The organism is Bacillus sp. SCT118 (genome assembly GCF_058566435.1).
Genome location: NZ_CP191225.1, coordinates 1,672,952 through 1,699,049, shown reverse-complemented (window position 1 = coordinate 1,699,049; position 26,098 = coordinate 1,672,952). Strand labels below are relative to the sequence as shown.

Here is a 26,098-nt window from a genome sequence, read left to right as displayed (position 1 = left end):
GAATGTATGCTTTGAAACGGGCATGAATGAATGAAAAAAGAAGGCTGCGTCAAACAGCCTCCTTCTAAACAACTATTCATTTTTCAGCAATGCCGCAGCCTTTTCTGGAAAGTCGGTAAACATGCCGTCTGCTCCCGCTTCAATGAGACGCTTCATATCTTCCGGACGATTGACTGTATACGGCCTTACCTTAATCGAACTGTTTCTCATTTTCTTCAGCACTTCATCTGTGACCCCTGGGCTGTTTAACTTCGGGTGATAGCCGGAAGCCGGAATAGACGCGATATATCGATCTGCCTGATAAAGCACATCTGAAGTTAATACCGCCCGTTCGATATGGGGCGCAAGCCGGGCGCATAGCGCCAAGCTGTCATGATTAAAGGTGGATAGGATGACTCTCTCCTCTACATTGAAACGCTTCACTGCCTCCAGCACTTTTTCTTCCATTCCCTCATAGCGGATCACGCTGTTTTTTAATTCAATGTTGATGAGAAAATCCTTTTTTACCGCCCACGAGAGCACATCTTCTAGCAGCGGCACTTTTATATCGCTGTACGCTTGATCGTGACCAGCGGCCGCATTCGCAGTCTTTACCTCATCATAGGTTGTATCCTTCACGAATCCTTTAAGTGATGTCGTGCGGTTAAGTCTTTCATCATGAATCACAACAATGCGTCCGTCTTTCGTCAGCTGTACATCAAGCTCTATCCCATCTGCTCCGGCTTCAATTCCTTTTTCAAATGCAAGCATTGTATTTTCGGGAAATTGACCTGATGCCCCCCGGTGGGCAAAAATCTTTGTCATCGTTTCACCTCAAACCCTAAAGTTTTCTCCATTATACTTATTTTGTCGGCTCCACTCTAGGATTAAGGCAATCTACTGATCATAATAAGAATCAATGCCGTTGACAATCGCATCTGCGGCCTTTTGCTGGTATTCTTCACTTCCCAGCTTGTCCGCATCAGAGCTGTTAGTGATAAACCCAAGCTCCGCCAACACGCTTGGCATTTGTGAATATGTAATGACGTAAAAGTCTGATTCTTTCACGCCCCTGTCTCTCGTTTGTAAGGAAGAAACGAGCTCTGACTGAATATCGGATGCCAGACGCCGGCTGTTCTCCCCTTCATAATCAGATTGAAAATACGTTTCTGTTCCTGAAGCTGAAGCAACCCCAGAATTCACATGAATGCTGACAAAAAGGTCAGCCTGATTGGCACTTGCCTTAGCCACTCTTTCCTCCAAGGTCAGAAAATGATCGTCAGACCGGGATGCAACAGGATTGGCTCCCTCCTCTTTTAGTTTGTCTGTCACATGCTCTGAGACAGCCAAATTAATATCCTTTTCAAAGAGCCCGTTTCCGACCGCTCCACTATCTTCACCGCCGTGTCCGGCATCAATATACACCGTTTTCCCTTCTATCGGCTCTGCTGCCTGTGCACAAGGCGCGAGCGTCAAAGCCAATCCGCACAGCGCCAAGCTCCTCCATAACATTCTCAACTTACTCCCTCCGGTCTTTTTATGACGAGTTCTTTCGCAGCTGAATATCTTCCAGCTGTAAAGTTCCATTATCCTTCTTTGTATATTTCACCAGGACATGTGTCTGATCTGGCAGTGATTCACATTCATCACGTTTATCCTTCGGAACTTGTATCATGGTTTCTTCTCCATTAAGAGAAACCGCAATCGTATGAGGATCAGCCGAGCCAATGTATTTTCCCTCTTCGGTAAACCTTGGCACTGAGTCATCCGCACTTGCAACACTGCACCCCGAAAGAAAGAGCGCAGTAAACAGCAAAGGAACCGCTTGTTTCACATGACCACCTCTTCCTGATGTTTGGCTTTTATCTTTGACCAGAATGGCGAATTTGTAAAGACAACGCGAATGCAGGCGAGCAAGTTCCATGATTTTCAAAAGGGCTATACGACCCGATCATTTCCTGTTGTTAGAAAGATAACGAGCAGATTTGTCTATGAGGATGGCTCTAATTGAGGCGCCAATTAGAAAAAATTAGCGGAAAGAAGCAACTTTTTATTCATTTTAAAAAATTTGAGAATAGGGTGAGCAAATCGTTTGACGGGTGGGTCAGCCAAGCGTAACCTTTTAAAGGATATTTACTTTATTGAAAGAAGTTAAAGCCATGAAAAAATTCGTTCTGCTGCTGGCGGCAGCTGTCATCACATGCTCCATCGGCCACCAAATCAGCGGCGGCTACAAAGGTCCCGAAAAAGAGCGGCGAAAACATCACTCTGCATTCAAGATATTCAGTCGGTAAAGCAGATCAATTGCATTAATTTTTACATATAGGCTAGAATATGTGCGAATCCAAACGAAAGAAGATGATCAAATGAATCCTAAGTATAAGCCACTGTTTGAACCATTTACGTTTAAAAGCGGCGTTACAATCGACAACCGGATCGCGGTAGCACCGATGACTCATTACGCTTCTAATAAAGACGGTACAATATCTGAAGCGGAGCTCGACTACATCATCCCCCGTTCAAAAGAGATGGGAATGGTGATTACAGCCTGCGCAAATGTTACACCGGACGGAAAAGCATTCCCCGGGCAGCCGGCCATCCATGACGATTCCAACATTCCAGGTTTAAAAAAATTAGCACAAGCCATTCAGGCACAAGGCGCTAAAGCCGTTGTACAAATTCATCACGGCGGCATCGAATGCCCGTCTGAGCTCGTTCCTCAACAGGATGTTGTGGGGCCAAGTGACGTGTTTGATAACGGCAAACAAATTGCTCGCGCATTAAAAGAAGAAGAAGTGGAAAACATTGTAAAGGCGTTTGGAGAAGCGACAAGACGCGCCATTGAAGCCGGCTTTGACGGTGTCGAAATTCACGGGGCAAACGGCTACTTGATTCAGCAGTTTTATTCTCCGAAAACCAATCAGCGCACGGATCGCTGGGGAGGAAGCGATGAAAAACGATTAGCCTTCCCGCTCGCTATTGTCGATGAAGTGAAAAAAGCCGCTTCAGAACATGCGAAGGGTGCGTTCCTAGTCGGATACCGTCTGTCTCCGGAAGAACCTGAGACACCGGGATTGACAATGACTGAAACTTATACGCTTGTTGATGCTTTAGGGGATAAAGAATTGGATTATCTTCATATCTCACTGATGGACGTGAACTCAAAAGCGCGCCGCGGTGCAGATCCGACTCGCACACGCATGGACTTATTGAATGAACGTGTCGGAAACAAAGTGCCGCTGATCGCCGTCGGTTCCATCCATTCCGCTGATGACGCGCTTGCCGTCATCGAAAACGGTATTCCGCTAGTCGCTATGGGACGCGAAATTCTAGTTGACCCTGACTGGACGGTAAAAGTAAAAGAAGGCCGTGAAAAGCAAATCGAAACAGTGATCAAAGGCACAGATAAAGAAAAATATCATTTGCCTGAACCGCTATGGCAAGCAATTGTGAACACGCCAGGCTGGGTGCCTTATAAAGATTAATATGCAAAGACTGCCGTACCGATTCGGCAGTCTTTTTTCCCTTTATATAAATAGTTTATGTACACATCTAAACAGCAAAAGAAAGAGCTCCCCACCTACTTCGAAAAGAAAATCTAGGAAAAACCCCTCACGCTTTCTTACTTTTTTCTTTTTCATTCGTACGTCTCCTTTTTACATGAATACGCCTTACTTACGATTTTGCAGGAGAAAGGTTTCATTTTATAACGGAAACATCTAGAGTCGATCATGCTTCGTGATCCTATAAGATGTATGAATGGACCAAGAGTGCAGGTAATACCCCCATTTGCTTTCCTTACTTTTCAAACCTATCCTTTACTATATGCGGATACTTACTATTCTTCTCCCATACTAACAAATGTCCCCAAAACAAAACGCCTCCTATTTATCAGCGCAAACTAATAAATAAAAGACGTTTGATTTAATGACCACTTAATAAGCTCATGTTTAAGAAGCCTTATGTTCTAATCTCAGCTTATCCGCAACCATTGCAATGAATTCCGAATTTGTCGGTTTAGCTTTTGTCATGCTGACAGTATAACCGAACAACGAGGAAATGGAATCAATGTTTCCTCTGCTCCATGCCACTTCAATTGCATGGCGGATCGCTCTTTCTACACGGCTTGCGGTTGTGTTGAATTTTTTGGCGATGTCCGGATAGAGGACTTTTGTAATGCTGCCGAGCAATTCGATGTCATTGTATACCATTGAGATTGCTTCGCGCAGATAGAGATAGCCTTTAATATGGGCTGGGACGCCGATTTCATGGATAATGCTTGTGATGCTCGCGTCGAGATTTTTCTTCTTTGGTTCAGGCTGGCTGCTGCGTATAATACTGCTTTGCGATGATGGCGCACGATGCGTCACACTGCTGGCATTTCCGCTGACCTGGCGGATATGGCCGACAAGGTTTTCCATATCAAACGGTTTGAGAATAAAGTAGGACGCGCCTAAATCGACGGCCTTTTTCGTGACATCTTCCTGTCCAAAGGCTGTCAGCATAATGACATTCGGCTGTTTTTTGAGATCTGATTCCCTCAGCCTCTCTAAAACCGCAAGTCCGTCTAAATGCGGCATAATAATATCTAATACGAGCACATCGGGATCTTTTTCTTTAAACAACGACAGGCATTCCTGTCCGTTATAAGCAACGCCGATCACTTCCATGTCTTCCTGTCCTTCTATATATTCACTTAACAGGCTTACCAGCTCTCGATTATCATCAGCAACACAAACTTTAATTTTCTCCACGTTTCTTCCTCCCCAAATGTAGTTAACAGGATTCACCCTTGCTACATGTTTACATTCGACAAAACCGCTATATACCCTCTAAAAAAATCATAATCCCCAATATTAGTGGCATATCTTTGTTATTCTATGTTTTTCGACTAAAAATGAAATTTGACAAACAAGGAAACGTGAATTTGTCGAAAAATCTTCTTTTGTATATTTTACCGTATGTATTCTGAGAAGTGAAGAGGGATCAAAATAAAAAACTGCCGGAAACTCCGGCAGTCAGCTTGCTTTTTCTTTTCCGTAAATATCGATTCCTGCTTCTGACAGCATCCATTCAATATGAACACCGTAGCCGCTTGTCGGGTCATTTACAAACACATGGGTGACAGCGCCGATCACTTTTCCATTTTGAATGATCGGGCTTCCGCTCATCCCCTGTACGATGCCTCCTGTTTCTTTCAAAAGCCTTGGATCGGTAATTTTCAACACCATTCCTTTTGTCGCAGGGAATTTTTGCGGCGTTGTGCTGACGATTTCAATATCGAATTTTTCTACTTTGTCATCATCAATAACCGTTAAAATTTCAGCCGGTCCTTTTTTGACTTCGGTAGAAAACGCAACCGGCAGTGCTTGATCTGATATGTTGTTTTGAATCGGCTGATGCAGCGTGCCGAAAATCCCAAATGGGCTGTTTCTGTTAATATCCCCGATCGTTTTGCGTTCTGAGGAAAATCGCGCCAGTTTTTCTCCCGGATTACCGCCTGTCCCTTTTTCAATTGATGTTACAGTGGATTTAACGATTTCTCCATTCTCCACTACAATTGGTTTCTTTGTGTCCATATCGGAAATCACGTGGCCAAGTGCTCCGTATTTTTTTGTTTTCGGTTCATAAAAGGTCATAGTGCCGATGCCGGCAGCAGAATCTCTGATATATAACCCGATTCTGTATTTGCCTTCTCCTTCATCCTTTTCTGGGATCAGCTTCGTTTTGATTTTCTGTTTATCACGTTTGATCAGTAAGTCTAAAGATTCACCAGTTTTCCCAGCCTTTTGAATAAATGGGGCTACATCATTCATTTTTTCAATTTTCTGTCCATTCATCTCAATAATGATGTCGCCCGCTTCAATTCCGGCCGTTTCTCCCGGAGATTTTTTGCCTTCACTTGTATTGATTTGATGAAATCCGACGACAAGAACACCGACGGAATGAAGTTTTACGCCGATTGATTGTCCGCCAGGTATAACTTTTAAATCAGGAAGAACGTGCACTTTTGTTTTTTTAATTGGAAATCCGGCAAGATCGTATACTAATTCTGACTCACCAGATTTTTTGCCCGTCACCTTGATTTCATGCGGATCTTTCTTTACTGTAAACGCTTCTGAGGATTCTGATGTCTGAGCGTTTACCGATAAACTCGTTTCAATCGCTTGTGTTTGGGTTTCAAATACTCTCATTTGCGTTGGAATCAGTAAATATTCTTTTAGCGGTTTGCATAAACCTACACTTAATAACGAAACAAGGAGAATTAAACCTACTGCTTTTCTGATGTTATCGGGCATTCACTACTTCACTCTCCTCGCTCCTATCCCACACCTTCTTTATGACTTGCTGCTACATCATTTAATTTTGCCTTCTGACGGCTTATTTATAACTGTCATATGAAGAAAAACATTGGATATACTGATGAACGAATGGATGTGCACGAAAAAAATAAGCTGCGCTTCTCACGCAGCTTACCCAGTTGTTTTGACTTGATCCGCTTGTTTTAAAAGTTCTTTCGCATGGCGTTTCGTTAAATCGGTTACTTCGACACCTGCAATCATGCGCCCGATTTCCGCTACCTTTTCCTGCTTAGAGAGCGGCTTGACACGTGTCGTCGTTCTGCCGTCTTTTAACTCCTTCGCAATATAAAGATGCGTATCGGCCATGGCAGCCACCTGAGGGAGGTGTGTAATACAAAGCACTTGTGATCCTATTGACACCTTATGGATCTTCTCAGCGATTGCCTGTGCGACCCTCCCGCTTACACCGGTATCAACCTCATCAAAAATGATCGATGTCACATCCTGTTGTGAGGAAAAAATGCTTTTTATGGCAAGCATCACCCGTGACAGCTCTCCACCTGAAGCGACTTTTGAAAGAGATTTCAGCGGCTCGCCTGTATTGGTTGAAATTAAAAACTTCACCAGGTCAATCCCTTGTTCAGTCAGCTGAACGGGCTGGCCGTTAACAAGCGGAGCCTCTTCATTGCGTGACGCTGTTCTGACCTTAAATTCCGTATCAAAAGTTGATTTTTCCATGTACAGGCTTTTTAATTCCCGATGAATCTCATCAGCCAGCTTTTTCGCCCATGTTTTTCGGATTTGTGACACATTTGCCGCTTCCACTGCGACATCTTTGCCGACGGAGTCAAGCTCCTTTTTCAAGCTTTGAAGGTGGCTGTCCCTGTTTTCAATTTGGTCAATCTCTTCTTCAATTTTAGAAGCATATTCCAAAATGTCTTCAACAGTGGCACCATATTTTCGTTTCAGCTGTTTGATTTCATTAAGTCGCGTCTCAATATAGTTCAGGCGTTCCGGATCAAATTCAAGCTCATCCAGCATATTTCTCATCTGAAATGTGGCATCCTCAAGCAAATAGTAGGAGTTCGAAACACTTTCAGACATTTTTTTCAGCGGTTCGTTAATATCAGATATATCTTCTAGCTGCGCTGATGCCATTCCGACCCAGTCCAATCCGCCCTGCTCACTGCGAAGCGCGTTATATGCATTTTGCAGCGACTCATATATCTTCTCAAAGTTTGAAATTTGCTGGCGCTCTTCTTGGAGCTGTTCATCTTCGTTAAGCTCAAGCTTTGCCGATTCGATTTCTTCGAGCTGAAATTGAATAAGATCAAGGCGATGGGCCATTTCCTGTTCGCTTTCAGAAAGCTGCTTAAGCTTTTTGAGCAGCTTCATATACCGCTGGTACCCTTCCTGATACGTTTTGAGCGCGCTTTCCACTTCGGCCCCGGCAAACTTGTCCAAAAGCTGGAGATGATTTTCGTCTTCCATTAACAGCTGGTTATCGTGCTGTCCGTGAATATCTAATAAAAGCCTGCCGATCTCTCTTAGCGAAGCAATCGTGACAAGCTTGCCATTGACACGGCAAACGCTTTTCCCGCTCGTGCTGATATCCCTTCTCATGACGATCATTTCGTCTGAAACGTCGATTCCCTGCTCAGCGCATACGTCTAAAACGGGATGGCCGCTCTCCAACAGAAACAGCCCTTCAAGTTCGGCTTTTGCTTCCCCATATCTAACAAATTCAGATGATCCGCGGCCTCCGACTAAAAGAGAAATGGCATCTATGATAATGGATTTGCCGGCTCCGGTTTCTCCTGTTAAAACCGTAAGCCCGCGTTCAAAAGAAACCGTCAGTTCCTCAATAATGGCAAAGTTTTTAATCGATAGTTCAGCTAACAAACAGCATTACACCTCTTATCTTTGTTAGATTTTCTGTTACAGCAGTTCAAGCAGCCTGTTTTTTACACCGTCTGTATCTCCAGGAGTCCGGCAAATAATTAAAATCGTGTCATCTCCGCAAATGGTTCCCATAATTTCATCCCAGTCCAAATTGTCCATCAGCGCCCCGATTGCCTGAGCATTGCCCGGCATCGTTTTCAGTACGATCATATGGCTTGCAGAGTCTATTTTCACAAATGCGTCCATCAATGCCCGCTTTAGCTTAGACAGCGGATTGAAACGCTGGTCCGCCGGAAGACTGTATTTATAAGAACCATTATTTGTAGGCACTTTTACAAGGTGAAGTTCTTTAATATCCCGTGATACCGTGGCCTGCGTTACTTTGTATCCATCCTGCTTTAGCATGTCGACCAATTCATCCTGCGTTTCGATTTCATTGCTTGTAATGATCTCTCTGATTTTAATATGCCTCTGGCCTTTGTTCATGTAAGCACCTCTATTTCCAAGCTTATCTGTTCTTTTATGTTATATGATTCTCTGCACATTGTACATGAATGCAGAAAAAAGGAATAATAGCGCCCTATTATTCCGGTACATCTGCTTTTTTTTCTTTTAACGTCTTATGTGCTTCTTCTACAACGCGCATGATCTCTTCTTCCGGCAGCTCCTGGCCTTCCTGTCCCTCTCCCGGCCAATGCAAATGAAGGAGAAACTCAATATTTCCGTCTCCTCCCGTGATTGGAGAAAATGACAAGCCTTTACAGATATAGCCTTCAGCGGCAGAAAAACTGATCATTCGCTTGAGCACATCAGCATGCACTTTAGGATCTCTGACAATCCCTTTTTTGCCGACGGATTCCCGTCCCGCTTCAAACTGAGGCTTAACTAGAGCCATGCAGTCGCTACCCGGTACGAGTAAAGTCCTTAGGACAGGCAGGATGAGCCGCAGTGAAATAAAGGACACATCAATTGTGGCAAACTCCGGCATGCCCTTTGTAAAGTCTGCCGGTGTTGCATAACGAAAGTTCGTCCGTTCCATCACGACGACCCGTTCATCCTGTCTAAGCTTCCACGCAAGCTGATTATAGCCTACATCCACAGCGTATGACTGTTTAGCTCCATTTTGCAAAGCGCAGTCCGTAAAACCGCCGGTGGAGGAGCCAATATCAATCATAATTTTATCTTTGACAGAGACGGGAAATTCCTTCAGCGCTTTTTCGAGCTTTAAGCCGCCCCTGCTCACATACTTCAGTGGGTTTCCTTTGACTGTTAGCGGAAGGTCGCGATCAATTTTTTCTCCAGGCTTGTCCAAGCGGTTTTCGTTTGAATAGACGATCCCCGCCATAATGGCTCTTTTGGCTTTTTCACGCGTTTCCGCCAGCCCTCTTTCCACTAATAATACATCTAATCGTTCTTTCTTTGACGTCATGATCCAATTCCTTTGTGTGTCTTTGGCGGCATCAGTAATCTAATACGATTTGCCACCTGCTGTTTTGTCAGTCCAATTTCCTCAAGAAGCGCCGTTACGCTTCCGTGTTCAATAAACCGATCAGGTATACCCATTCTGTCGATCGGAGTATGATATTCACCTTGATCATGAGCGAATTCTAAAATCGAGCTTCCGAAACCGCCTTCTAAGACCGCTTCTTCAATTGTTAAAATTGGCAAGCCTTCTTTTAGGATACTCTTCATCATCTTTTCATCAATCGGCTTAATAAAACGCGCATTCACCACGCGCACGGAAAGGCCTTCTTTCTGCAGCTCTTCGGCTGCTTCAATCGCCATTTCGATTGTTGTGCCGAATGTTAAGATGACAGCATCGTTCCCTGGACGCAGCACCTCCCACGTACCGATCGGAATCGTTTTCAACTGTTCATCCATTTTTACGCCGAGTCCGTTTCCGCGCGGAAAACGCATCGCTATCGGGCCTTCGTCATAGCTAAGTGCTGTATGAACCATGTGCTGGCCTTCATTTTCGTCTTTCGGCATCATTAAGACCATGTTTGGAATGTGGCGCATAAACGCAATATCAAACACGCCTTGATGTGTCTCTCCATCAGCGCCGACGAGTCCTGCACGGTCAATTCCAATAAACACATTGGCGTTTTGGCGGCAGATGTCATGAACAACTTGGTCATATGCCCTTTGCAGGAAGGTTGAGTAAATCGCCAAAAACGGCTTCATACCCTGCATTGCCATAGCTGCCGCCATCGTTGCGGCATGCTGTTCTGCGATTCCTACGTCGAACATCCGGTCAGGGAATTCCTTTGCGAAACCTTCAAGCTTTGAACCGACAGGCATAGCCGGCGTAATGGCTACAATGCGTCCGTCCTCGCGCGCCATTCGCTGCACAGTTCCGCTGACAAGGCCGCTCCACGAAGGAGCTGCGGCTTTCGGCTTTACAAAGTCGCCGGTATTAATTTTATATGGTCCGGTACCATGCCATGTCCCAATCGTATCGGTCTCAGCCGGTTTGTACCCCTTCCCTTTTTTCGTGATGACGTGCAGAAGAACAGGGCCTTTCGTTTTTTTGGCGTATTGAAGATTCTCAATCAGCTCATGATAAGAATGTCCGTCCACTGGGCCCAAATACGTAAAACCGAGCTCCTCGAAAAACATTCCGGAGACGAGCATGTATTTCAGGCTGTCTTTGACCCGTTCCGCCGTGGCGGCAAGCTTGCCCCCAACTGCCGGAATCTTTTTAAATAAGTATTCAAGCTCATCTTTGACCCACTGGTATTTCCCCGCAGTACGGAGCCGTCCGAGCATAGAGTGAATGGCACCGACATTCGGCGCAATACTCATTTCATTATCATTAAGGATGACAATCATGTCTTTTTTCTCGTCGCCGATGTGGTTAAGGGCTTCGAGCGCCATTCCGCCGGTCAGCGCGCCGTCACCAATGATCGGAATAATATATTCATCCGTTCCTTTAATATCACGGGCAGCTGCCATTCCCATCGCGCCTGACAGAGAAGTCGAGCTGTGCCCGGTTTCCCAAACATCGTGCTCGCTTTCACTCCGCTTTGGAAATCCGCAAAGCCCTTTGTACTGGCGAAGCGTCGCAAATTCTTTTCCGCGTCCTGTCAGCAGCTTATGGACATACGATTGATGGCCTACATCCCATAAAAATTTGTCTTTCGGGCTGTTAAATTCCTTATGCAGAGCAATAGTAAGCTCTACGACACCTAAGTTTGGGCCGATGTGGCCGCCGGAAGCGGATAAACTTGTAATTAAAAACTGACGGATTTCATCACTTAATTTCTCTAATTCATCAATGGACATGTTTTTTAAAAACGACGGGTCCTGTATTGATAAAAGATCCAAAGCGGATCAACTCACTTTCAGCATGAATTTCTGCAATGATACATGTCTTTTGCATGCCGAGCTGACAATAATCTCAGACATAAAAAAAGACAAACGCGCTTTTCCTTTTCATTTTTCATATAAACTGCTTACATTTTACCATATCTCGTGCAGCCGCTTCAAATTAGGATCGTTTTAGTGATCTCTTGCCGCAATTAAATCACAAAGCTCATATAAAAGGTCTTTTTGAAGAGAGAGTCCGCCGATCAATCGCTTCGCCTCTTTTATATGAACATCCAATTTATGTTTGGCCCCTTCCAATGAAAGAAGCGACGGGTATGTCGATTTGTCATTTGTGGTATCCGAGCCGACACGTTTGCCGATTTTCTCTTCACTGCCTTCTAAATCTAAAATATCGTCTCTGATTTGAAATCCGATTCCAATGTGGCTGCTGAAGGTACGCAGTGTTTCAATGTCTTCCTCAGGCGCATCAGCCAAAATAGCACCAGCGATTACACAAAAGCCAAGGAGCTTGGCAGTTTTCCGTTCATGAATGGATTCGAGCTCTTCAAGCGTGACTTGTCGGTTTTCCGCTTCCATATCAGCTACTTGCCCACCGACCATGCCTTCGGTGCCTGCCGCTGAAATCAGTTCATTCACAAGCCGCAGGCGCTTTTCTGCTGACACCTCGTCTGACACGTGGGAGGTAATCAGCTTAAAGCTTTCTGTGAGCAGCCCGTCACCCGCTAATACTGCCGTCGCTTCACCAAACACTTTATGGTTTGTCGGCTTCCCGCGGCGCAAATCGTCATCATCCATGCATGGAAGATCATCGTGAATTAACGAATACGTGTGAATCATTTCGACAGCACAGCCGACCGGAATGCCGTCTTTTTCGCTTTTTCCATATGCGTTTAAAACAGCCAGTACAATCAGAGGCCGCAACCGCTTTCCGCCGGCCTCTAGAGAATACAGCATAGATTTCTTTAATGAGTCCGGCATATCCAGCTTTTCTGTATAGACAGAAAGCTGATTTTCAATTGTTTTTTTCCGGTCCGCCAGAAAGCTCGTTAATTTATTTGTCACCTTCGTCTTCCTCCTGAACACTGAAAGGTGCCAGTTCGCCGTCTTCTTTTAAAATGAAATCCATTTGCTTTTCGACTTTTTGCAGCTTTTCATGGCACATTTTTGACAGAGCCATGCCTTCTTGGAAATAGTTAATGGCTTGCTCTAGAGGCACATCTCCCTCTTCAAGCTTTGATACGATGCTCTCAAGCCCTTTCATCGCCTCTTCAAATGTCATGTTTTCATTTTTTTTCACGTCTGTCATTTTTCTTCCCCTCTCTTTTCTAATACTTCACAGGTCAGCACGCCATCCTTCAGCTTGACTTCAAGCCGGTCCTGCTCTTCTATCTGACTGACACTTTTAATGAGTTTATCTTCTTTATAAGCCAAGCTGTATCCTCTTTCCATCACTTGAAGAGGACTTAGTGCATTCAGCTTGCCAAGAACGGTTTGAAATTGGGAATGCAGCTGCTTCATTTGGATATTCATATTTTTTCTCAGCTGATTTGTTTGTTCCTGGTATCGTGTTCTCGCTTGTTTCAGCTGTTCATGAGGATGCAGTGCCTCTAATCTGTACGTTTCACGCTCCAGCTGTCTGCTTTTCCGATCTAAAAGAGCGGTCAGCTGTGCTTGAAACTGCTGGTACGCGAGGTCAAACTGCTGCTCTTTTTGCGCATACAAACGCTTTGGAAAACGAAAGGCATAGGACGATTGCAGCGTTTGAATCCGTTCTTTTTTCTGGCCGAGATGCTGCTGCATTGCTCTTGTCATTCTGACTTCCGCTGTTTTTGTCCGTTCGATTAAATCAGTGGTATGAGGCACAGCAATCTCAGCTGCTCCTGTCGGCGTCGCGGCTCTGATATCGGCGACAAAATCACTGATCGTAAAATCCGTCTCATGTCCGACTGCCGATATAATCGGAATATTGGAAGCAAAGATGGCGCGTGCTACAATTTCTTCATTGAACGCCCACAGTTCTTCTATCGAACCGCCGCCTCTCCCGACAATTAATACGTCGCAAATCTCTTTTTCATTTGCCTCTTCAATGCGCGTAACGATGGATCTGCTCGCATTTTCACCTTGTACGAGCGCTGGAAGAACAATGACTTTTACAAGGGGATATCTTCTTTTTAGAGTTGTAATAACGTCTCTGACAGCGGCACCCGTTGGAGATGTCACAACCCCGATTGTGGCTGGAAATGCGGGGATTTGTTTTTTGTAGCGGTCGTCAAATAAACCTTCTCCGGCAAGCTTCTTTTTTAATTCTTCGTACGCTAAATAAAGCGCTCCAACCCCGTCAGGCTGCATTTCTTTGGCATATAATTGATAGTTTCCGCTCGGTTCATATACGGAAATTCCGCCTCTTACCAGCACTTTCATTCCGTTTTCAGGTTTAAAAGGCAGACGCTCGCTTTGTCTCGCGAACATCACCGACTGCATTCTTGCGTTTTCGTCTTTTAAAGTGAAATAAATATGCCCTCGTGTGTGTATCTTTACATTCGACAATTCGCCTTTAATCCAAATATTTTCAAGGTGAGGATCTACATCGAATTTTCGTTTTATATACTTTGTCAGCGCTGAGACGGTCACATACGCTGCTTCACCCATGTCTAAAAACTCCTCTCCTAAGCATTCCTGCACCATAACTAAAGAAAACCCGCCCTGGCTTTAGGAGCCTGAAGAAGCGGGTATCGTGCTCATATTCAAGGCGGGTAAACATTTCGCCTGTGAATATCTCCAATTATCTATGATAACGTACGTTTCGCAGATTTAACAGTATTATGCGCAAGCATCGTGATGGTCATCGGACCTACTCCGCCCGGAACCGGCGTGATGAAGGACGCTTTTTCCTTCGCCCCTTCAAATTCAACGTCTCCGCAAAGCTTTCCGTTTTCCAGACGGTTAACGCCAACGTCAATGACAACAGCGCCCTCTTTGATCTGGTCTGCACTGATGAAGTTGGCTCTGCCGACTGCCACCACCAGGATGTCCGCTTTTTTCGTATGTTCAGTAATATTTTCTGTTCTTGAATGACAGTAAGTAACCGTCGCGTTTTCATTTAATAAAAGCTGGCCGACAGGTTTGCCGACAATGTTGCTTCGGCCGACTACAACAACCTCTTTACCGGAAAGGTCAATATTGGTTTTCTTCAAAAGCTCAACAATTCCATGAGGCGTGCAAGGAAGAAACGTATCTTCGCCAAGCAGCATTTTCCCTACGTTTAACGGATGAAAACCGTCTACATCTTTATCAGGAGAGATACGTTCGATCACCGCTTTTTCAGAAATATGGTCTGGGAGCGGAAGCTGAACGAGAATGCCATGAAACTCAGGGTCTTGGTTATATTGATCAATAACGGAAAGCAGTTCAGCTTCTGTGAGGCTGCTGTCAAATTGATCGAGCTTGAAATTCATTCCCATTGTTTCTGCTGCTTTTTTCTTTCCTCGCACGTAAGAGTGAGAAGCAGGGTCATCTCCAATCAATATAACCGCCAGTCCGGGAGTGACGCCTTGCTTTTTAAGCTCTTCTACCTCTTTTGCCAATTGTTCGCGTTTTTCTCTAGCCGTTTCTTTTCCGTCGATGATTGTTGCAGTCATTTTCTTTCCTCCTATGATTGTTCAATATCAGATTTAATGTTAGAAAGAACCCCGTTTACAAACTTTGTCGCTTTGTCATCACCAAACCGTTTTGCCAGCTCAATCGCTTCGTTCATGGAGACATTCACCGGAATGTCTTCGGCATATGCCATTTCATATGCTGCCAAGCGCAAAATCGCACGGTCAACATTGGCAATCCGATCGAGCTTCCAATTCACCAGATGCTTGGAGATCATTTCATCCAGCTGGTCTTGGTGTTCCAATACCCCGTGTACAAGCTGTTCAAAGAAAGGATCTGTTTTTTCTTCATCCAGTGCGTGTTCTATGGCTTCATTCACTGCAATATCGCTGACATCAATTTGAAATAGTGCCTGCAAAGCTTTTTCTCTTGCTGTTCTTCTTTTCATTTTCTTTCTCCTTTGATCCTCTTTATCCGCTTGTCGTTAAGCCACAAAGAGATCATAACATATTTTTTTCGTATCCGCATATTGAAATCAAGGTTTTTTTACCCTATTACCGAATATTTTCACACACCTTAATATGATCATTCGGATTTCACGATCATGAAGAAACTCGGCTATTTAAGCCGGCTTTCTTCATGCTTTGAAATAAAGGGTAACGTGTAAAAAAACCAAAGGGCCGCCCTCCCCTTGGTTTCGTGTTAAGCCATTTACATTTCTTCGTCGATTTGGACTTCTTGGGCTTTTGTGTCAAATTGAATGCCGACGATGTGAATATTGATCTCGTTAATCGAAAGAGACGTCATATTTAATAAGGTTTGACGAATGTTTTCCTGAACGGATGCTGCAACTTTCGGAATCGAAACGCCAAATGTAACGACACAGTATACATCGATCGTAATTCCGTCATCCGCCAGGTCGACTTTGACACCTTTGCCATGATTCACTTTGCCAAAACGCTCGACGACGCCTGTCGCAAAGTTTCCGCGCATTTCGGCAACACCATCAACTTCTGATGCTGCAATGCCGGCAATGACCTCAATGACCTCCGGTGCAATCTCAACCTTACCCAAATGCGTATCTTCGTGATCCATTTTAAGCAAGCTGTTGTCTTTCATTCAATTCACCTCCGTAAAAATTATGAGCCCATTACATCATATGTTTCTAAAAATTTCGTATTAAACTCTCCGCTCACAAATGTTTCGTGTTCAAGCAGTTTTAAATGGAAAGGGATTGTTGTCTCAATGCCTTCGATGACGAATTCGCCCAATGCGCGCTTCATGCGAGCAATCGCTTCATCCCTCGTTTTTCCGTATGTGATTACCTTTGCAATCATGCTGTCATAGTACGGTGGGATGGAATAGCCAGGGTACGCAGCTGAATCGACACGGACACCAAGACCGCCAGGAGGCAGGTACATTTTAATTTCACCAGGTGACGGCATGAAATTTTTACTTGGGTTTTCTGCGTTGATTCGGCATTCGATTGCCCAGCCTTCAAATTCAACATCTTCTTGCTTGAGGCTCAGTTCCATTCCTGATGCCACTTTGATTTGTTCCTTGATCAGGTCAGTTCCCGTCACCATTTCTGTGACTGGGTGCTCTACCTGAATTCTCGTGTTCATTTCCATGAAGTAATAGCGCTGTTCATTGTAGTCATAGATAAATTCAACTGTTCCAGCACCTGTATAGCCAACCGCTTTTGCAGCCTTTACCGCTGCATCTCCCATTTGCTCCCTGATTTCTGAATCAAGGGCAGGAGATGGTGATTCTTCCAAAAGCTTTTGCAGGCGTCTTTGGATCGAGCAGTCGCGTTCGCCCAAATGAATCGTATTTCCGTAGTTATCAGCAAGCACTTGGATCTCAACATGGCGAAAATCTTCTATGTATTTTTCGATGTATACACCTGGATTCCCAAATGCAGTTGCCGCTTCCTGCTGTGTAATCTTAATGCCATTAATCAGTTCCTCTTCAGTGCGGGCAACCCTAATTCCTTTTCCGCCTCCGCCTGCGGTGGCTTTTATAATTACAGGATACCCAATTTCATTAGCAAGCGAAACCGCTTCTTCCACATTTTCTATAATTCCCTGTGAACCCGGTACGATTGGCACGCCGGCCTGTTTCATCGTTTCCCGCGCAACGTCTTTTGTTCCCATTTTTGAAATGGCGTCAGCGCTCGGACCGACAAACGTGACATTAACTTCTTCACATAATTCAGCGAAATCAGCATTTTCAGCTAAAAATCCGTATCCCGGATGAATGGCGTCCGTGCCAGTCAGCTTTGCAACACTCACAATATTTGTAACGTTTAAATAGCTGTCTTTTGATGCTTTCGGTCCGATACAAAAAGCTTCATCGGCCATTTGAACATGAAGGGCATCTTTATCAGCTTCTGAATAAACAGCGACAGTCTCAATTCCGAGCTCTCTGCAGGCTCTGATGATTCTGACAGCAATTTCTCCTCTGTTGGCGATCAATAGCTTTTTAATCATGTTAAGTCTCCTTACTCCGCTTTTACAAGAAATAGAGGTTGTCCGTATTCGACCAGCTGGCCGTTTTCTACTAATACTTCAACGATTTCGCCTTTCACTTCTGCTTCGATTTCGTTGAAAAGCTTCATCGCTTCTACAATGCAGACAACTGTGTTTTCATTTACTTTTGAACCGGCTGTTACATACGGGCCAGCTTCCGGTGATGAAGAAGCATAAAATGTTCCTACCATTGGTGAAGTGATTTTATGCAGATTCTCATCTTGTTTTGGTGCTTCTTGGGCAGGTGCCGCTGCTTGCTGCGCTTGCGGCTGAACTGCCTGCGGAGCCTGTGCTTGTACAGGTGCTGCCGGTGCCTGCTGCATGACTTGAACCGTGCCTGCTTCGTGTTTTTTCAGTTTTAAGGATACACCTTCATTTTCATATACGAATTCGTCAATTGTAGACTCGTCAATTGCTTTAATCAGCTCGTGGATTTCTTTGATATTTAACATTCAATCGCACTCCTATGTATGAAATTTCTTTTTTTATAGGTTACTACTAAAAGTACATACTATGTTCATCTTACAGGAGCGGACTTTTGAATTCAACTCTAATATGACAGCAACGCAAAAAGCCCGCTTGTTTAGCGGGCTTCTTTTTCCTCTTTCTTACTTGGATGGTTCAAATGTGACAGCGACATCTTTCATTGTTTTGATTTCTTTTGCGACAAGGTCTATAATGGCTGTCGCCTTCGATTTGGAGTGTTTGTCTGATTTGACTGTAATATTGATTTTATCTCCTTCAGCATTAACGAGCGCATCCTCGTAACCTTGTGTTTTAATCAGCGTTTCCAGCTGTTTTTCTGTTCCTTCCACTTCACTGAGAGCCGTCATTTTATCGTATGCTTCACTTTTCTCCTTGGCTGTTGCATCATCGCTTGACACAATGGCATTCAGCTCTTCTCTTTCTTTGCTTCTGGCATCTTCTAAATCAAGACGGTACGTCGTAAACAAATCATCATCGGCTGTTTCCGTAACAACAGTTCCTTTTTCACTGGCTTCAGCGGATGTTTCCTTGTCTGCTGATGAATCTTTCGTTCCCTTTGTTCCATCTTCTTTTCCTTTTTCAGTTTCTGTACCGCTTTTTTCCTTCGTGTCTTGCTTGGCAGGCGCTTTTTCAGTTGCGACCTCTCCGCTGTCAGACGCGCTTTTTTCACTTTGCATCTGCACGGCGTTTTTGCTTTCCGGCGACATGATATAGTAGACGCTTAACACCACGACAAGACTGAGCATTGTTAATAGCCAAACGGTTTGTTTTTTAAGCATTTATGAATCCTCCTTTATTTTTTTAGGGGCAACCGCAACCCGGTGGCTTGGAACATCCAGGACCCGTGTCACCGCTTCGATAATGGTTTGTTTTATTTGAACGTTGTCCACTCCTTGAGCAACAACGAGTACACCGCGTATATCAGGTTTTTTCGTTTGGACGACGACAGGTGTTTCTTTATCGCCGTTTTTGATCATGACGATTTCTTCCTCCGATGTTTGGTCTGTAACGCTTCTTGTTCCGCCTTCTTTGTCAGTTTCTTCAGTGGTTGTATTTTTGTTTGATTTGTTTTTTTCGTATACTTTCAGCGACGTTGCATCTACGTTCACGACAACCGAGACATCGTCCACACCAATGATTGTTTCAAGAATTTCTTTCAGCTGATTTTCGTATTCTTTTTCATAGTCATCGATCGAGTCTTTAGGTTTATCAGATTTTGAGGCTTTAAACACTTCAGCTGTTTTCTCTTTGCTGTCTGCGGAATGTTGCGATGATACGGCCGTTATCGTTTTGGCGTTTTCTGTTTTCTCAGGTGAAGAAAACAGCTGGCTGACAAGCATAAAGGAAACTCCGAGAACAAAAACGAATAGAAAGTAATGATATTTGGTCAGCTTCGGCTTTTCGCCGTCCTTCGTTTGTCCCGGAAGAAACTGCTTTTTCAATACATTCCATAATCCGTTTTTATTCATTGCCGACATTCTCCCCGCCTTCCATATGAACCGTAATTTTCTCACTTCCGATTTCCCAAATGTCCGCGAGCTGCGTTTGTATCTGTTTGGCTTCTTTTTGTTCGGCTGCTTCTTTCGTTACGTATGCATGATCTGTATCAATGTGGACCGGCGCGACCGTTTGGACCGTTTTTTCAGAAGACGGGGCCATATACACGCTGATTGTTTTAATATCCTCTTCTGAATCTACCTTTTCTCCTGCCGTGAGTTTGATGCGGCCTACTTTATATTCATCATGACTGAATCTCTCCTCCGCTTTCTTTTTTAGTTGGACAGCCATTTCTTCTAGAATATATGCGCGCTGGGAAGCTTGTATTTCTATTTTTTTTGAATTGATTTGATTTTTTATGTCGGCAGACTCTGACTGCCCGTTTTTTGTGAGATATTCAAAGATGACTTCGGGGTCTGTCTTGAAAAGTTTAAAAATCGGCGTAAGCATGACGACAATCAAGAGCAGGCTGACTACCATTTTTGCGTACTTTTGCATGCTGGAGCTCGGCAGCAGCATATCAATCACAATTGCAAATAGGATAAACAACACGATGGTGGTAAGCCATTCCGTTAAAAAACTCATTCGCCTGCCTCCTTCATTTCATCATCATCGTGAGGTTTCCGGCTGTGATTATGACAGTAAGGCTTAAAAAAAACATGAGAGACACAATGGCGAGAGCTGCAAAAATATAAATGACGCTTTTGCTGATGACGTCGAGGCAGGTGATGACGGGCCCGCCTCCAAGCGGCTGAAGAATCGCGGCTGCCAGCTTATAAATAAAAGCGAGGGAAAGCACTTTGATTGCCGGAAATGCCGCGATACAGATCAAAATAGCAACACCGAGAATCCCTACCGTATTTTTCAGCAGTAAAGAGGCGCTGATTACTGTATCTGTTGCGTCTGTGAACATTCGGCCAAGCACAGGAATAAAATTTCCCGTTATAAATTTAGCCGTCCTGAGCGTAATGCCGTCTGTCACTGCAGCCGAGGCTCCCTGAACAGAGATGACGCCGAGAAAGATGGTAAGAAAAACAGCCAGTGCTCCGATGGCGATATTTCTGAGCAGGTTGGCCAGCTGCGTTACTTTGTATTGTTCGGTCATCGTGCTGACAATGCTCAGAATCGCTGATAAAAAAATCAGCGGCATGACGATATTCTGAATCAAGAGACCGCTCGTGTTCATCAGAAAGAGGATAACAGGATGAAAGAAGGCAGCAGATACAGCTCCGCCTGAGGAAGCCAAAAGCGCCAAGAGGAGCGGAATGAGCGCCAGGATAAAGCTGGTCATCGTCTGAATCGCCTCAGTTGCATAGTTAATTGCCACATGAAAGCTATTAAGAGCAAGAATAATCAGCACCATGTACACAATTGAGTAAGCGACCTTACTGACGGTGCTTTGCTGAAAAGCATTTTGCAGAAGCTGCAGAATGACGCAAAAAATCGTGAGCAAAATCAATGTGCCCAGCAGCTTTCCGTTGGCAAGCACTTCATGAAACAAATAAGAAAAGAGAGCTTTCAGCCATTCTTGCGGTGAGAATGATTTATCGCCATTGATAAACTCCATTAAGCTGCCTTTTTGGCTTTCCGGCAGCAGTCCGCCGTATTCTGTCATAATGTCATTCCAAAATTCCCCGATCTTATCTGTTTCAAGCGAGGCTGCTGTCCTTTCCGCTAATTGCTCGGCTGTTTCAGCATGGTCTTCCGTTTGTTCTGCATTACCAGCTGCTTGTACAATTTCTGCACGGCCTGCTATGATCAGGACGGCCAAAAGCAAAACCCATTGAAAGCGCTTCAATCTACCGCCTCCTTTCGGTTATGACATAGAAGGTATAAGTCCGAGAATCGTTTCGATAATGACGGTTAAAATAGGCACAGCCATAACGAGTATTAAAATTTTCCCCGCCAATTCTATTTTCGAGGCGATGGCTCCTTGACCGGCATCTTTTGTGAGCTGTGCCCCGAATTCAGCAATATAGGCGATTCCGATGATCTTTAAAATGGTTTCAACATAGACCATGTTGACATTTGCATTAATCGCAATTTTTTCTATCATTCGAATAATGTCGTAGATTTGGTCTACCAAATAAAGAAAAATGGCACATCCGGCAAAAACGACGATTAAAAACGCAAAAGTCGGCTTTTGTTCTTTTACAATTAAAGAAAGGAAGGTGGCGATCAGCCCTAAACCTACAATTTGAACAATGTCAATCTGCAAGCCCCCCTATCCTTGGAATAAAAACACAGCTTTTATCTTTTTAAATAGGTCATCTACAATCGTGGCGACCATAAATAAAATATAGATAAAACCTAACAGCGTCACCCACTGAGCGTATTCTTTCTTGCCCATCTGATCCAATATCGTGTGTAAAAAAGCGACCACGATTCCCACTCCGGCGATTTGAAATATGACATTCACGTCTACTCCCATTTTATTTTTGCTCCCCTCACGTTTACATCAATAGAAGAATGAGTAACAAGCCCGCTAAAAAGCCCAAACTTTTTATCATCTTTTCATTTTTCGCTTGCGCCTGCTCAGCATCCGCTTCCGAGGCTTCCAAATGTGTCAGCGCCAGCTTGATGTGCTTTTGCTGAGAGATTCGATCATGAATCCCGAGCGTCTCGCCAAACTGCTTCAGTACTTCGTATTCGCTTTTTTTCAAAGACAGGGTGTCCCATACCTTCTTTAAGCTTTGCTCCCACGCCGTTTTCGCGGAATCACTTCCCTTGTCCAGCTGATCACTGAATGCGGAAAAAAGAGCTGAAACAGGCTGTGCGAGCTGTTTGGCAATCTGCTGTGAAGCAGTATGAAGCGGTGTATGGCCGTACATGATTTCAGCCTCGAGGGATTGAAGCGCCGCACGCAGCTGGCGGATTTGCCGCGGCCGTTCTGTATAAATCTTCGCCATCTCAAAACCTGTCCATGTTGTCGCTACCACAATGAATACAGCGCCCAGCAGCTTCAGCATGTTTTCACGCCCGTCGTCCTAGACAGCACATTTCCGTCTTTGTCATAAATTTGGCTCACTGTGCCCGGCCCTTTTGCTCTTGATAATTCCAAATAGCGGTCAAAGGCTCTTTCTTCCCACAAACGCTTCAATGAAGGCCGCTTCATCAGGTCGGATATGCTCCAGCCATGCGCTGATACGATTACTGAAACACCAGCATGCAGTGCCTCCAGAAGTGCATCTGTATCTTCCATACGCCCGATTTCATCGACAATCATCACCTCAGGGCTCATGGATCGAATCATCATCATCAGCCCTTCAGCTTTTGGACAGGCGTCTAACACGTCAATTCTCTGACCAAATTGATGCTGCGGAATGCCGCGAAGACATCCGGCAATTTCTGACCGTTCATCGACGATTCCTGTCTTTACGGGCAGCATGTTTTTTTTGCCGGTGCTTGAGAGCCTCGCAAGGTCCCGGAGAAGTGTTGTTTTGCCTGTTTGGGGCGGTCCGATAATCAGCGTATTCAGCCAGCTGTTTTGATATAAGTATGGAAGCAGCGGCTCCGCAATCCCCAGCTTTTGCCGGGCAATTCGTATATTAAAAGATGCGATGTCACGGAGGCCTTTCACACCTCCGTTTTCCGTAATGACTCTGCCCGCCAGTCCGACTCTGTGGCCGCCTCTGATCGTGACATACCCTTTCTTCAGCTCTTCTTCTAGTGTATACATACTATAGTTGCTGAGCCGGCTCAGGATCAGATGAGCATCCTCGGCCGTGCCCGCATAGGACAAATAAACAGGTTGTCCTCTTCGAATCAATTCAACAGGACGGTTGATCCGAATTCTGACTTCTTCGATTTCCAGCCATTGTTGTTCCGGTATTTCAGAAAGGGCGTTTTTCATGGATTCAGGGAGAACCTCAGCGATTTCATTCAACAGAGCCTCCTCCTTTCTACCGATTGGCTTCTTTAAAATGTATGATGTGAGGCAGACTTTATGACAAGCCTCTCTTTATTTATGAACACCCGCCAAAATCAAAACAACACCCGTAAAAATCAGAATCAGCTTTGCATACGAAAGCTGCCCTGCAATTTGGTAGATTCCGACAGTCATCGTAATGATAAAAATCAACGGACCGACAATAGCGAGAATGCTGTTAACCACAACCGCCTTCCGGACATCGTTGGTCACAAGCATGACAATTGCTGCCGTCAGCTCAATCATAGAGGATAAAACTCGTAATCCCGCCATTGTTAAAACAGTAGAATTGATATTTCCAAGTAAAAATTTCATAGCACTCTCCCAACCTCCCATTTTTTTATATGATATGCTCTAGCTTGCTGAAGTAGTCTTGTCATTTTCGTATAAAAGAAAGATTCTGTTTTTGGGCACAAAAAAAGCCTGCTCCCATTTGGGAACAGACTTCTTTTTTCTTTCTATGCTCTTGAAACGTAAGAACCGTCTGATGTATTGACAACAAGTGTGTCGCCTTCATTCACAAAGAACGGCACGTTTACAACAAGCCCGGTTTCAGTTTTCGCAGGTTTTGTACCGCCTGACGCTGTATCACCTTTAATACCAGGTTCAGTTTCAACAACTTTCAGCTCAACTGTGTTTGGAAGTTCGATACCAAGTGTTTCATCCTGGTACATCATGATATGCACAGACATGTTTTCTAGCAGGTATTTTAATTCTTCTTCGATTTGAGTTGCGCTCAGTTCAAGCTGCTCATAGGAAGAAGTATCCATAAATACGTGCTGATCTCCGTTTGCATATAGATATTGCATTGTTTTGGTTTCGATTTGCGCTTTCGCTACTTTTTCACCAGCGCGGAATGTTTTTTCCTGAATCGCGCCAGTGCGAAGGTTGCGGAGTTTAGAGCGGACAAATGCCGCACCTTTTCCAGGTTTTACGTGCTGGAAGTCAACGACGCGCCAAATGCCGCCATCTACTTCAATTGTTAATCCTGTACGGAAATCGTTAACTGAAATCATGTTTAATGTCCTCCTATATTCCAATCACAAAATAATAAGTTCTTTTGGGGAATGGGTGATTGTCCGGTTGCCGTTTTCTGTAATCACGATGTCATCTTCAATGCGGACACCGCCTGTTTCTGGTATGTAAATGCCCGGCTCCACTGTGACCACCATACCCGGTTCAAGGATAGCTGAAGATCTGACGGATAATCCCGGCGATTCATGAACTTCCATGCCGAGCCCGTGCCCGGTTGAATGGCCGAAATAGTCACCGTAGCCTTTTGCAGCAATATGATCCCTTGTGAGGGCGTCAGCCTCTTTTCCTGTCATTCCCGGCTTAATATGTGCGACGCCGAGCGCCTGAGCATCAAATACAACCTGATAGATCTCCTTCAATTGATCACTGGGCTGACCTACAGCGACCGTCCGGGTAATATCAGAACAATATCCTTTATAATAAGCGCCAAAATCAAGCGTAACAAGGTCTCCGCTTTCAATCAGTTTGTCACTGGCCACACCGTGCGGAAGGCTTGAACGAAGGCCTGAGGCGACAATCATATCAAAAGAAGAGCTGTCTGCTCCCTGGCTTCTCATATAAAACTCCAGCTCATTGGCAACAGCGATTTCAGAAATGCCGGGTTTCATAAACGTCAAGATATGTCTGAAGGCATCATCTGCAATCTTCGCAGCTTCCTCTAATATCTTAATCTCTTCACTAGACTTAATCAAGCGCAACTTTTCCACGGATTCAGCCACAGGCACTAATTCGGCATCACTGATAACGGCGCTGTATGAAGCGTAAGTGCCATATGTCAAGCTGTTCTGTTCAAAGCCGAGACGCTTGATGCCAAACGATTCAACAGTGTCGGCAGTGGTCTGAATCAGGCTGCCGCCATGTTCAATGATCTCAAAACCCTTTACCTGAACCTTCGCCTGCTCAGTATAACGAAAATCCGTAATAAACGCTGCTTTGTCACCCGATATAACAGCCAAACCCGCTGAACCTGTAAACCCTGTCATATAGCGTACATTCGTGCTGCTTGTAATCAGCATGCCGTCAATTCCCAGCTGTCCAAACAGGTTTCTTAATTTCTCTAGCTTCATCTTGATTCTCCCCCTTGCTGGCTTAATAAGTAGCGAACAGCAAGCTTGTAGCCTTCAGCTCCAAGACCGACAATCTGCCCTTTCGCAACAGGAGCGATAACCGACTGATGCCTGAATTCTTCCCTGGCGTATAAGTTTGATAAATGCACCTCTACCACAGGAAGACTGATACTTGAAACAGCATCCCTGATCGCATAGCTGTAATGACTCAGGGCGCCAGGGTTCAGAACAATCCCGCTGTATTGCTCCTCAGCCTCATGTATCGCATCTATCAAATCACCTTCGTGATTAGACTGGAAGAAAGTGAGCTGGATATGTAAGGCTTCAGCAAACTGAAAAAGATCTGTTTCAATATCGGTCAGTGTCTGGCGGCCGAATACTTCAGGCTCACGCTTCCCCAGCCGGTTAACATTCGGTCCGTTCAAAATCAAAAAATGAGGCACA

At 44.6% G+C, this 26,098-nt stretch carries 31 protein-coding genes; 2 read left to right on the top strand and 29 right to left on the bottom strand.

What is annotated here, in order from left to right:
* Positions 1-72: 72 nt before the first annotated feature.
* The 3 genes from ACQVGT_RS08785 to yqiH all read right to left on the bottom strand — a co-directional run bounded on the left by ACQVGT_RS08785 (position 73) and on the right by yqiH (position 1,813).
* Positions 73-804, bottom strand: coding sequence for a glycerophosphodiester phosphodiesterase (locus tag ACQVGT_RS08785; protein ID WP_015384062.1), 732 nt, complete (start codon positions 802-804; stop codon positions 73-75).
* A gap of 72 nt (positions 805-876) precedes the next feature.
* Positions 877-1,497, bottom strand: a complete 621-nt coding sequence (locus ACQVGT_RS08780; protein ID WP_072173938.1) for an N-acetylmuramoyl-L-alanine amidase family protein — start codon at positions 1,495-1,497, stop codon at positions 877-879.
* 19 nt (positions 1,498-1,516) lie between these two features.
* Complete coding sequence (yqiH, locus tag ACQVGT_RS08775; RefSeq protein WP_015384064.1) at positions 1,517-1,813, bottom strand: lipoprotein YqiH; 297 nt, start codon at positions 1,811-1,813, stop codon at positions 1,517-1,519.
* Positions 1,814-2,120: 307 nt separating this feature from the next.
* Between yqiH and ACQVGT_RS08770 the strand changes: the two genes are divergently transcribed.
* Both ACQVGT_RS08770 and ACQVGT_RS08765 read left to right on the top strand, forming a co-directional pair.
* Entirely contained in the window at positions 2,121-2,273 is a 153-nt protein-coding gene (locus ACQVGT_RS08770; RefSeq protein ID WP_015384065.1) for a hypothetical protein, read from the top strand.
* Positions 2,274-2,345: 72 nt separating this feature from the next.
* Positions 2,346-3,464 carry an NADH-dependent flavin oxidoreductase gene (locus ACQVGT_RS08765; protein WP_015483421.1) on the top strand — a complete coding sequence of 373 codons (1,119 nt, stop codon included), beginning with the start codon at positions 2,346-2,348 and terminating at the stop codon, positions 3,462-3,464.
* Between the two features lie 465 nt (positions 3,465-3,929).
* Here the strand turns inward: ACQVGT_RS08765 and spo0A are convergent, their stop codons facing one another.
* From spo0A to aroQ, 26 genes are all read right to left on the bottom strand, one after another.
* A complete protein-coding gene (gene spo0A, locus ACQVGT_RS08760; protein WP_003226427.1) occupies positions 3,930-4,733 on the bottom strand; it encodes a sporulation transcription factor Spo0A in 804 nt (267 codons plus the stop codon).
* A gap of 264 nt (positions 4,734-4,997) precedes the next feature.
* The gene (spoIVB, locus tag ACQVGT_RS08755) at positions 4,998-6,278 is read right to left on the bottom strand and encodes a SpoIVB peptidase (protein ID WP_004398697.1); all 1,281 of its coding nucleotides are present in this window, start codon (positions 6,276-6,278) and stop codon (positions 4,998-5,000) included.
* 174 nt (positions 6,279-6,452) lie between these two features.
* Complete coding sequence (recN, locus tag ACQVGT_RS08750; RefSeq protein WP_014477300.1) at positions 6,453-8,183, bottom strand: DNA repair protein RecN; 1,731 nt, start codon at positions 8,181-8,183, stop codon at positions 6,453-6,455.
* A gap of 36 nt (positions 8,184-8,219) precedes the next feature.
* Positions 8,220-8,669 (bottom strand): arginine repressor ArgR, encoded by a 450-nt coding sequence (argR, locus tag ACQVGT_RS08745; RefSeq protein WP_015384067.1) that lies wholly within the window; start codon positions 8,667-8,669, stop codon positions 8,220-8,222.
* Positions 8,670-8,766: 97 nt separating this feature from the next.
* On the bottom strand, positions 8,767-9,612 hold the full coding sequence (locus tag ACQVGT_RS08740) for a TlyA family RNA methyltransferase (protein WP_015384068.1): 846 nt from the start codon (positions 9,610-9,612) through the stop codon (positions 8,767-8,769).
* Positions 9,609-11,510: a 1-deoxy-D-xylulose-5-phosphate synthase gene (dxs, locus tag ACQVGT_RS08735; RefSeq protein ID WP_015384069.1), complete on the bottom strand. Its 1,902-nt coding sequence runs from the start codon at positions 11,508-11,510 to the stop codon at positions 9,609-9,611. The genes ACQVGT_RS08740 and dxs overlap by 4 nt, the downstream gene beginning before the upstream one ends.
* Before the next feature lie 174 nt (positions 11,511-11,684).
* Positions 11,685-12,575, bottom strand: a complete 891-nt coding sequence (locus ACQVGT_RS08730; RefSeq protein ID WP_015483424.1) for a polyprenyl synthetase family protein — start codon at positions 12,573-12,575, stop codon at positions 11,685-11,687.
* Positions 12,565-12,819 carry an exodeoxyribonuclease VII small subunit gene (locus ACQVGT_RS08725; protein WP_003226409.1) on the bottom strand — a complete coding sequence of 85 codons (255 nt, stop codon included), beginning with the start codon at positions 12,817-12,819 and terminating at the stop codon, positions 12,565-12,567. The genes ACQVGT_RS08730 and ACQVGT_RS08725 overlap by 11 nt, the downstream gene beginning before the upstream one ends.
* The gene (xseA, locus tag ACQVGT_RS08720) at positions 12,816-14,162 is read right to left on the bottom strand and encodes an exodeoxyribonuclease VII large subunit (protein ID WP_015251733.1); all 1,347 of its coding nucleotides are present in this window, start codon (positions 14,160-14,162) and stop codon (positions 12,816-12,818) included. The genes ACQVGT_RS08725 and xseA overlap by 4 nt, the downstream gene beginning before the upstream one ends.
* A 137-nt stretch (positions 14,163-14,299) precedes the next feature.
* Positions 14,300-15,151 carry a bifunctional methylenetetrahydrofolate dehydrogenase/methenyltetrahydrofolate cyclohydrolase FolD gene (gene folD / locus ACQVGT_RS08715; RefSeq protein WP_015384072.1) on the bottom strand — a complete coding sequence of 284 codons (852 nt, stop codon included), beginning with the start codon at positions 15,149-15,151 and terminating at the stop codon, positions 14,300-14,302.
* An 11-nt stretch (positions 15,152-15,162) separates the two neighbouring features.
* Complete coding sequence (gene nusB / locus ACQVGT_RS08710; protein ID WP_003230256.1) at positions 15,163-15,558, bottom strand: transcription antitermination factor NusB; 396 nt, start codon at positions 15,556-15,558, stop codon at positions 15,163-15,165.
* Positions 15,559-15,821: 263 nt separating this feature from the next.
* Entirely contained in the window at positions 15,822-16,229 is a 408-nt protein-coding gene (yqhY, locus tag ACQVGT_RS08705) for a fatty acid biosynthesis protein YqhY (protein ID WP_003230254.1), read from the bottom strand.
* A gap of 20 nt (positions 16,230-16,249) precedes the next feature.
* Positions 16,250-17,602: an acetyl-CoA carboxylase biotin carboxylase subunit gene (gene accC / locus ACQVGT_RS08700; RefSeq protein WP_014477306.1), complete on the bottom strand. Its 1,353-nt coding sequence runs from the start codon at positions 17,600-17,602 to the stop codon at positions 16,250-16,252.
* Positions 17,603-17,613: 11 nt separating this feature from the next.
* Positions 17,614-18,093 (bottom strand): acetyl-CoA carboxylase biotin carboxyl carrier protein, encoded by a 480-nt coding sequence (accB, locus tag ACQVGT_RS08695; RefSeq protein ID WP_003230252.1) that lies wholly within the window; start codon positions 18,091-18,093, stop codon positions 17,614-17,616.
* Between the two features lie 156 nt (positions 18,094-18,249).
* Entirely contained in the window at positions 18,250-18,906 is a 657-nt protein-coding gene (gene spoIIIAH, locus ACQVGT_RS08690; RefSeq protein WP_003230250.1) for a stage III sporulation ratchet engulfment protein SpoIIIAH, read from the bottom strand.
* Positions 18,907-19,596: a stage III sporulation protein AG gene (gene spoIIIAG, locus ACQVGT_RS08685; protein WP_014477307.1), complete on the bottom strand. Its 690-nt coding sequence runs from the start codon at positions 19,594-19,596 to the stop codon at positions 18,907-18,909.
* A complete protein-coding gene (spoIIIAF, locus tag ACQVGT_RS08680) occupies positions 19,589-20,209 on the bottom strand; it encodes a stage III sporulation protein AF (protein WP_015483425.1) in 621 nt (206 codons plus the stop codon). Before spoIIIAF ends, spoIIIAG begins: the two co-directional genes overlap by 8 nt.
* A 13-nt stretch (positions 20,210-20,222) precedes the next feature.
* Entirely contained in the window at positions 20,223-21,422 is a 1,200-nt protein-coding gene (spoIIIAE, locus tag ACQVGT_RS08675; protein WP_003230230.1) for a stage III sporulation protein AE, read from the bottom strand.
* 18 nt (positions 21,423-21,440) lie between these two features.
* The gene (gene spoIIIAD / locus ACQVGT_RS08670) at positions 21,441-21,842 is read right to left on the bottom strand and encodes a stage III sporulation protein AD (RefSeq protein WP_003230228.1); all 402 of its coding nucleotides are present in this window, start codon (positions 21,840-21,842) and stop codon (positions 21,441-21,443) included.
* A gap of 6 nt (positions 21,843-21,848) precedes the next feature.
* Entirely contained in the window at positions 21,849-22,055 is a 207-nt protein-coding gene (gene spoIIIAC / locus ACQVGT_RS08665; RefSeq protein WP_003153142.1) for a stage III sporulation protein AC, read from the bottom strand.
* 22 nt (positions 22,056-22,077) lie between these two features.
* Positions 22,078-22,593: a stage III sporulation protein SpoIIIAB gene (gene spoIIIAB / locus ACQVGT_RS08660; protein ID WP_014477309.1), complete on the bottom strand. Its 516-nt coding sequence runs from the start codon at positions 22,591-22,593 to the stop codon at positions 22,078-22,080.
* Positions 22,587-23,510 carry a stage III sporulation protein AA gene (gene spoIIIAA / locus ACQVGT_RS08655; protein WP_003230226.1) on the bottom strand — a complete coding sequence of 308 codons (924 nt, stop codon included), beginning with the start codon at positions 23,508-23,510 and terminating at the stop codon, positions 22,587-22,589. The genes spoIIIAB and spoIIIAA overlap by 7 nt, the downstream gene beginning before the upstream one ends.
* A gap of 75 nt (positions 23,511-23,585) precedes the next feature.
* Positions 23,586-23,867: a YqhV family protein gene (locus ACQVGT_RS08650; RefSeq protein WP_004398639.1), complete on the bottom strand. Its 282-nt coding sequence runs from the start codon at positions 23,865-23,867 to the stop codon at positions 23,586-23,588.
* A gap of 143 nt (positions 23,868-24,010) precedes the next feature.
* Positions 24,011-24,568: an elongation factor P gene (efp, locus tag ACQVGT_RS08645; protein WP_003226377.1), complete on the bottom strand. Its 558-nt coding sequence runs from the start codon at positions 24,566-24,568 to the stop codon at positions 24,011-24,013.
* 24 nt (positions 24,569-24,592) lie between these two features.
* On the bottom strand, positions 24,593-25,654 hold the full coding sequence (papA, locus tag ACQVGT_RS08640; RefSeq protein ID WP_015384074.1) for an aminopeptidase PapA: 1,062 nt from the start codon (positions 25,652-25,654) through the stop codon (positions 24,593-24,595).
* Positions 25,651-26,097 carry a type II 3-dehydroquinate dehydratase gene (aroQ, locus tag ACQVGT_RS08635; RefSeq protein WP_015384075.1) on the bottom strand — a complete coding sequence of 149 codons (447 nt, stop codon included), beginning with the start codon at positions 26,095-26,097 and terminating at the stop codon, positions 25,651-25,653. Before aroQ ends, papA begins: the two co-directional genes overlap by 4 nt.
* Between the last annotated feature and the right edge of the window lies 1 nt (position 26,098).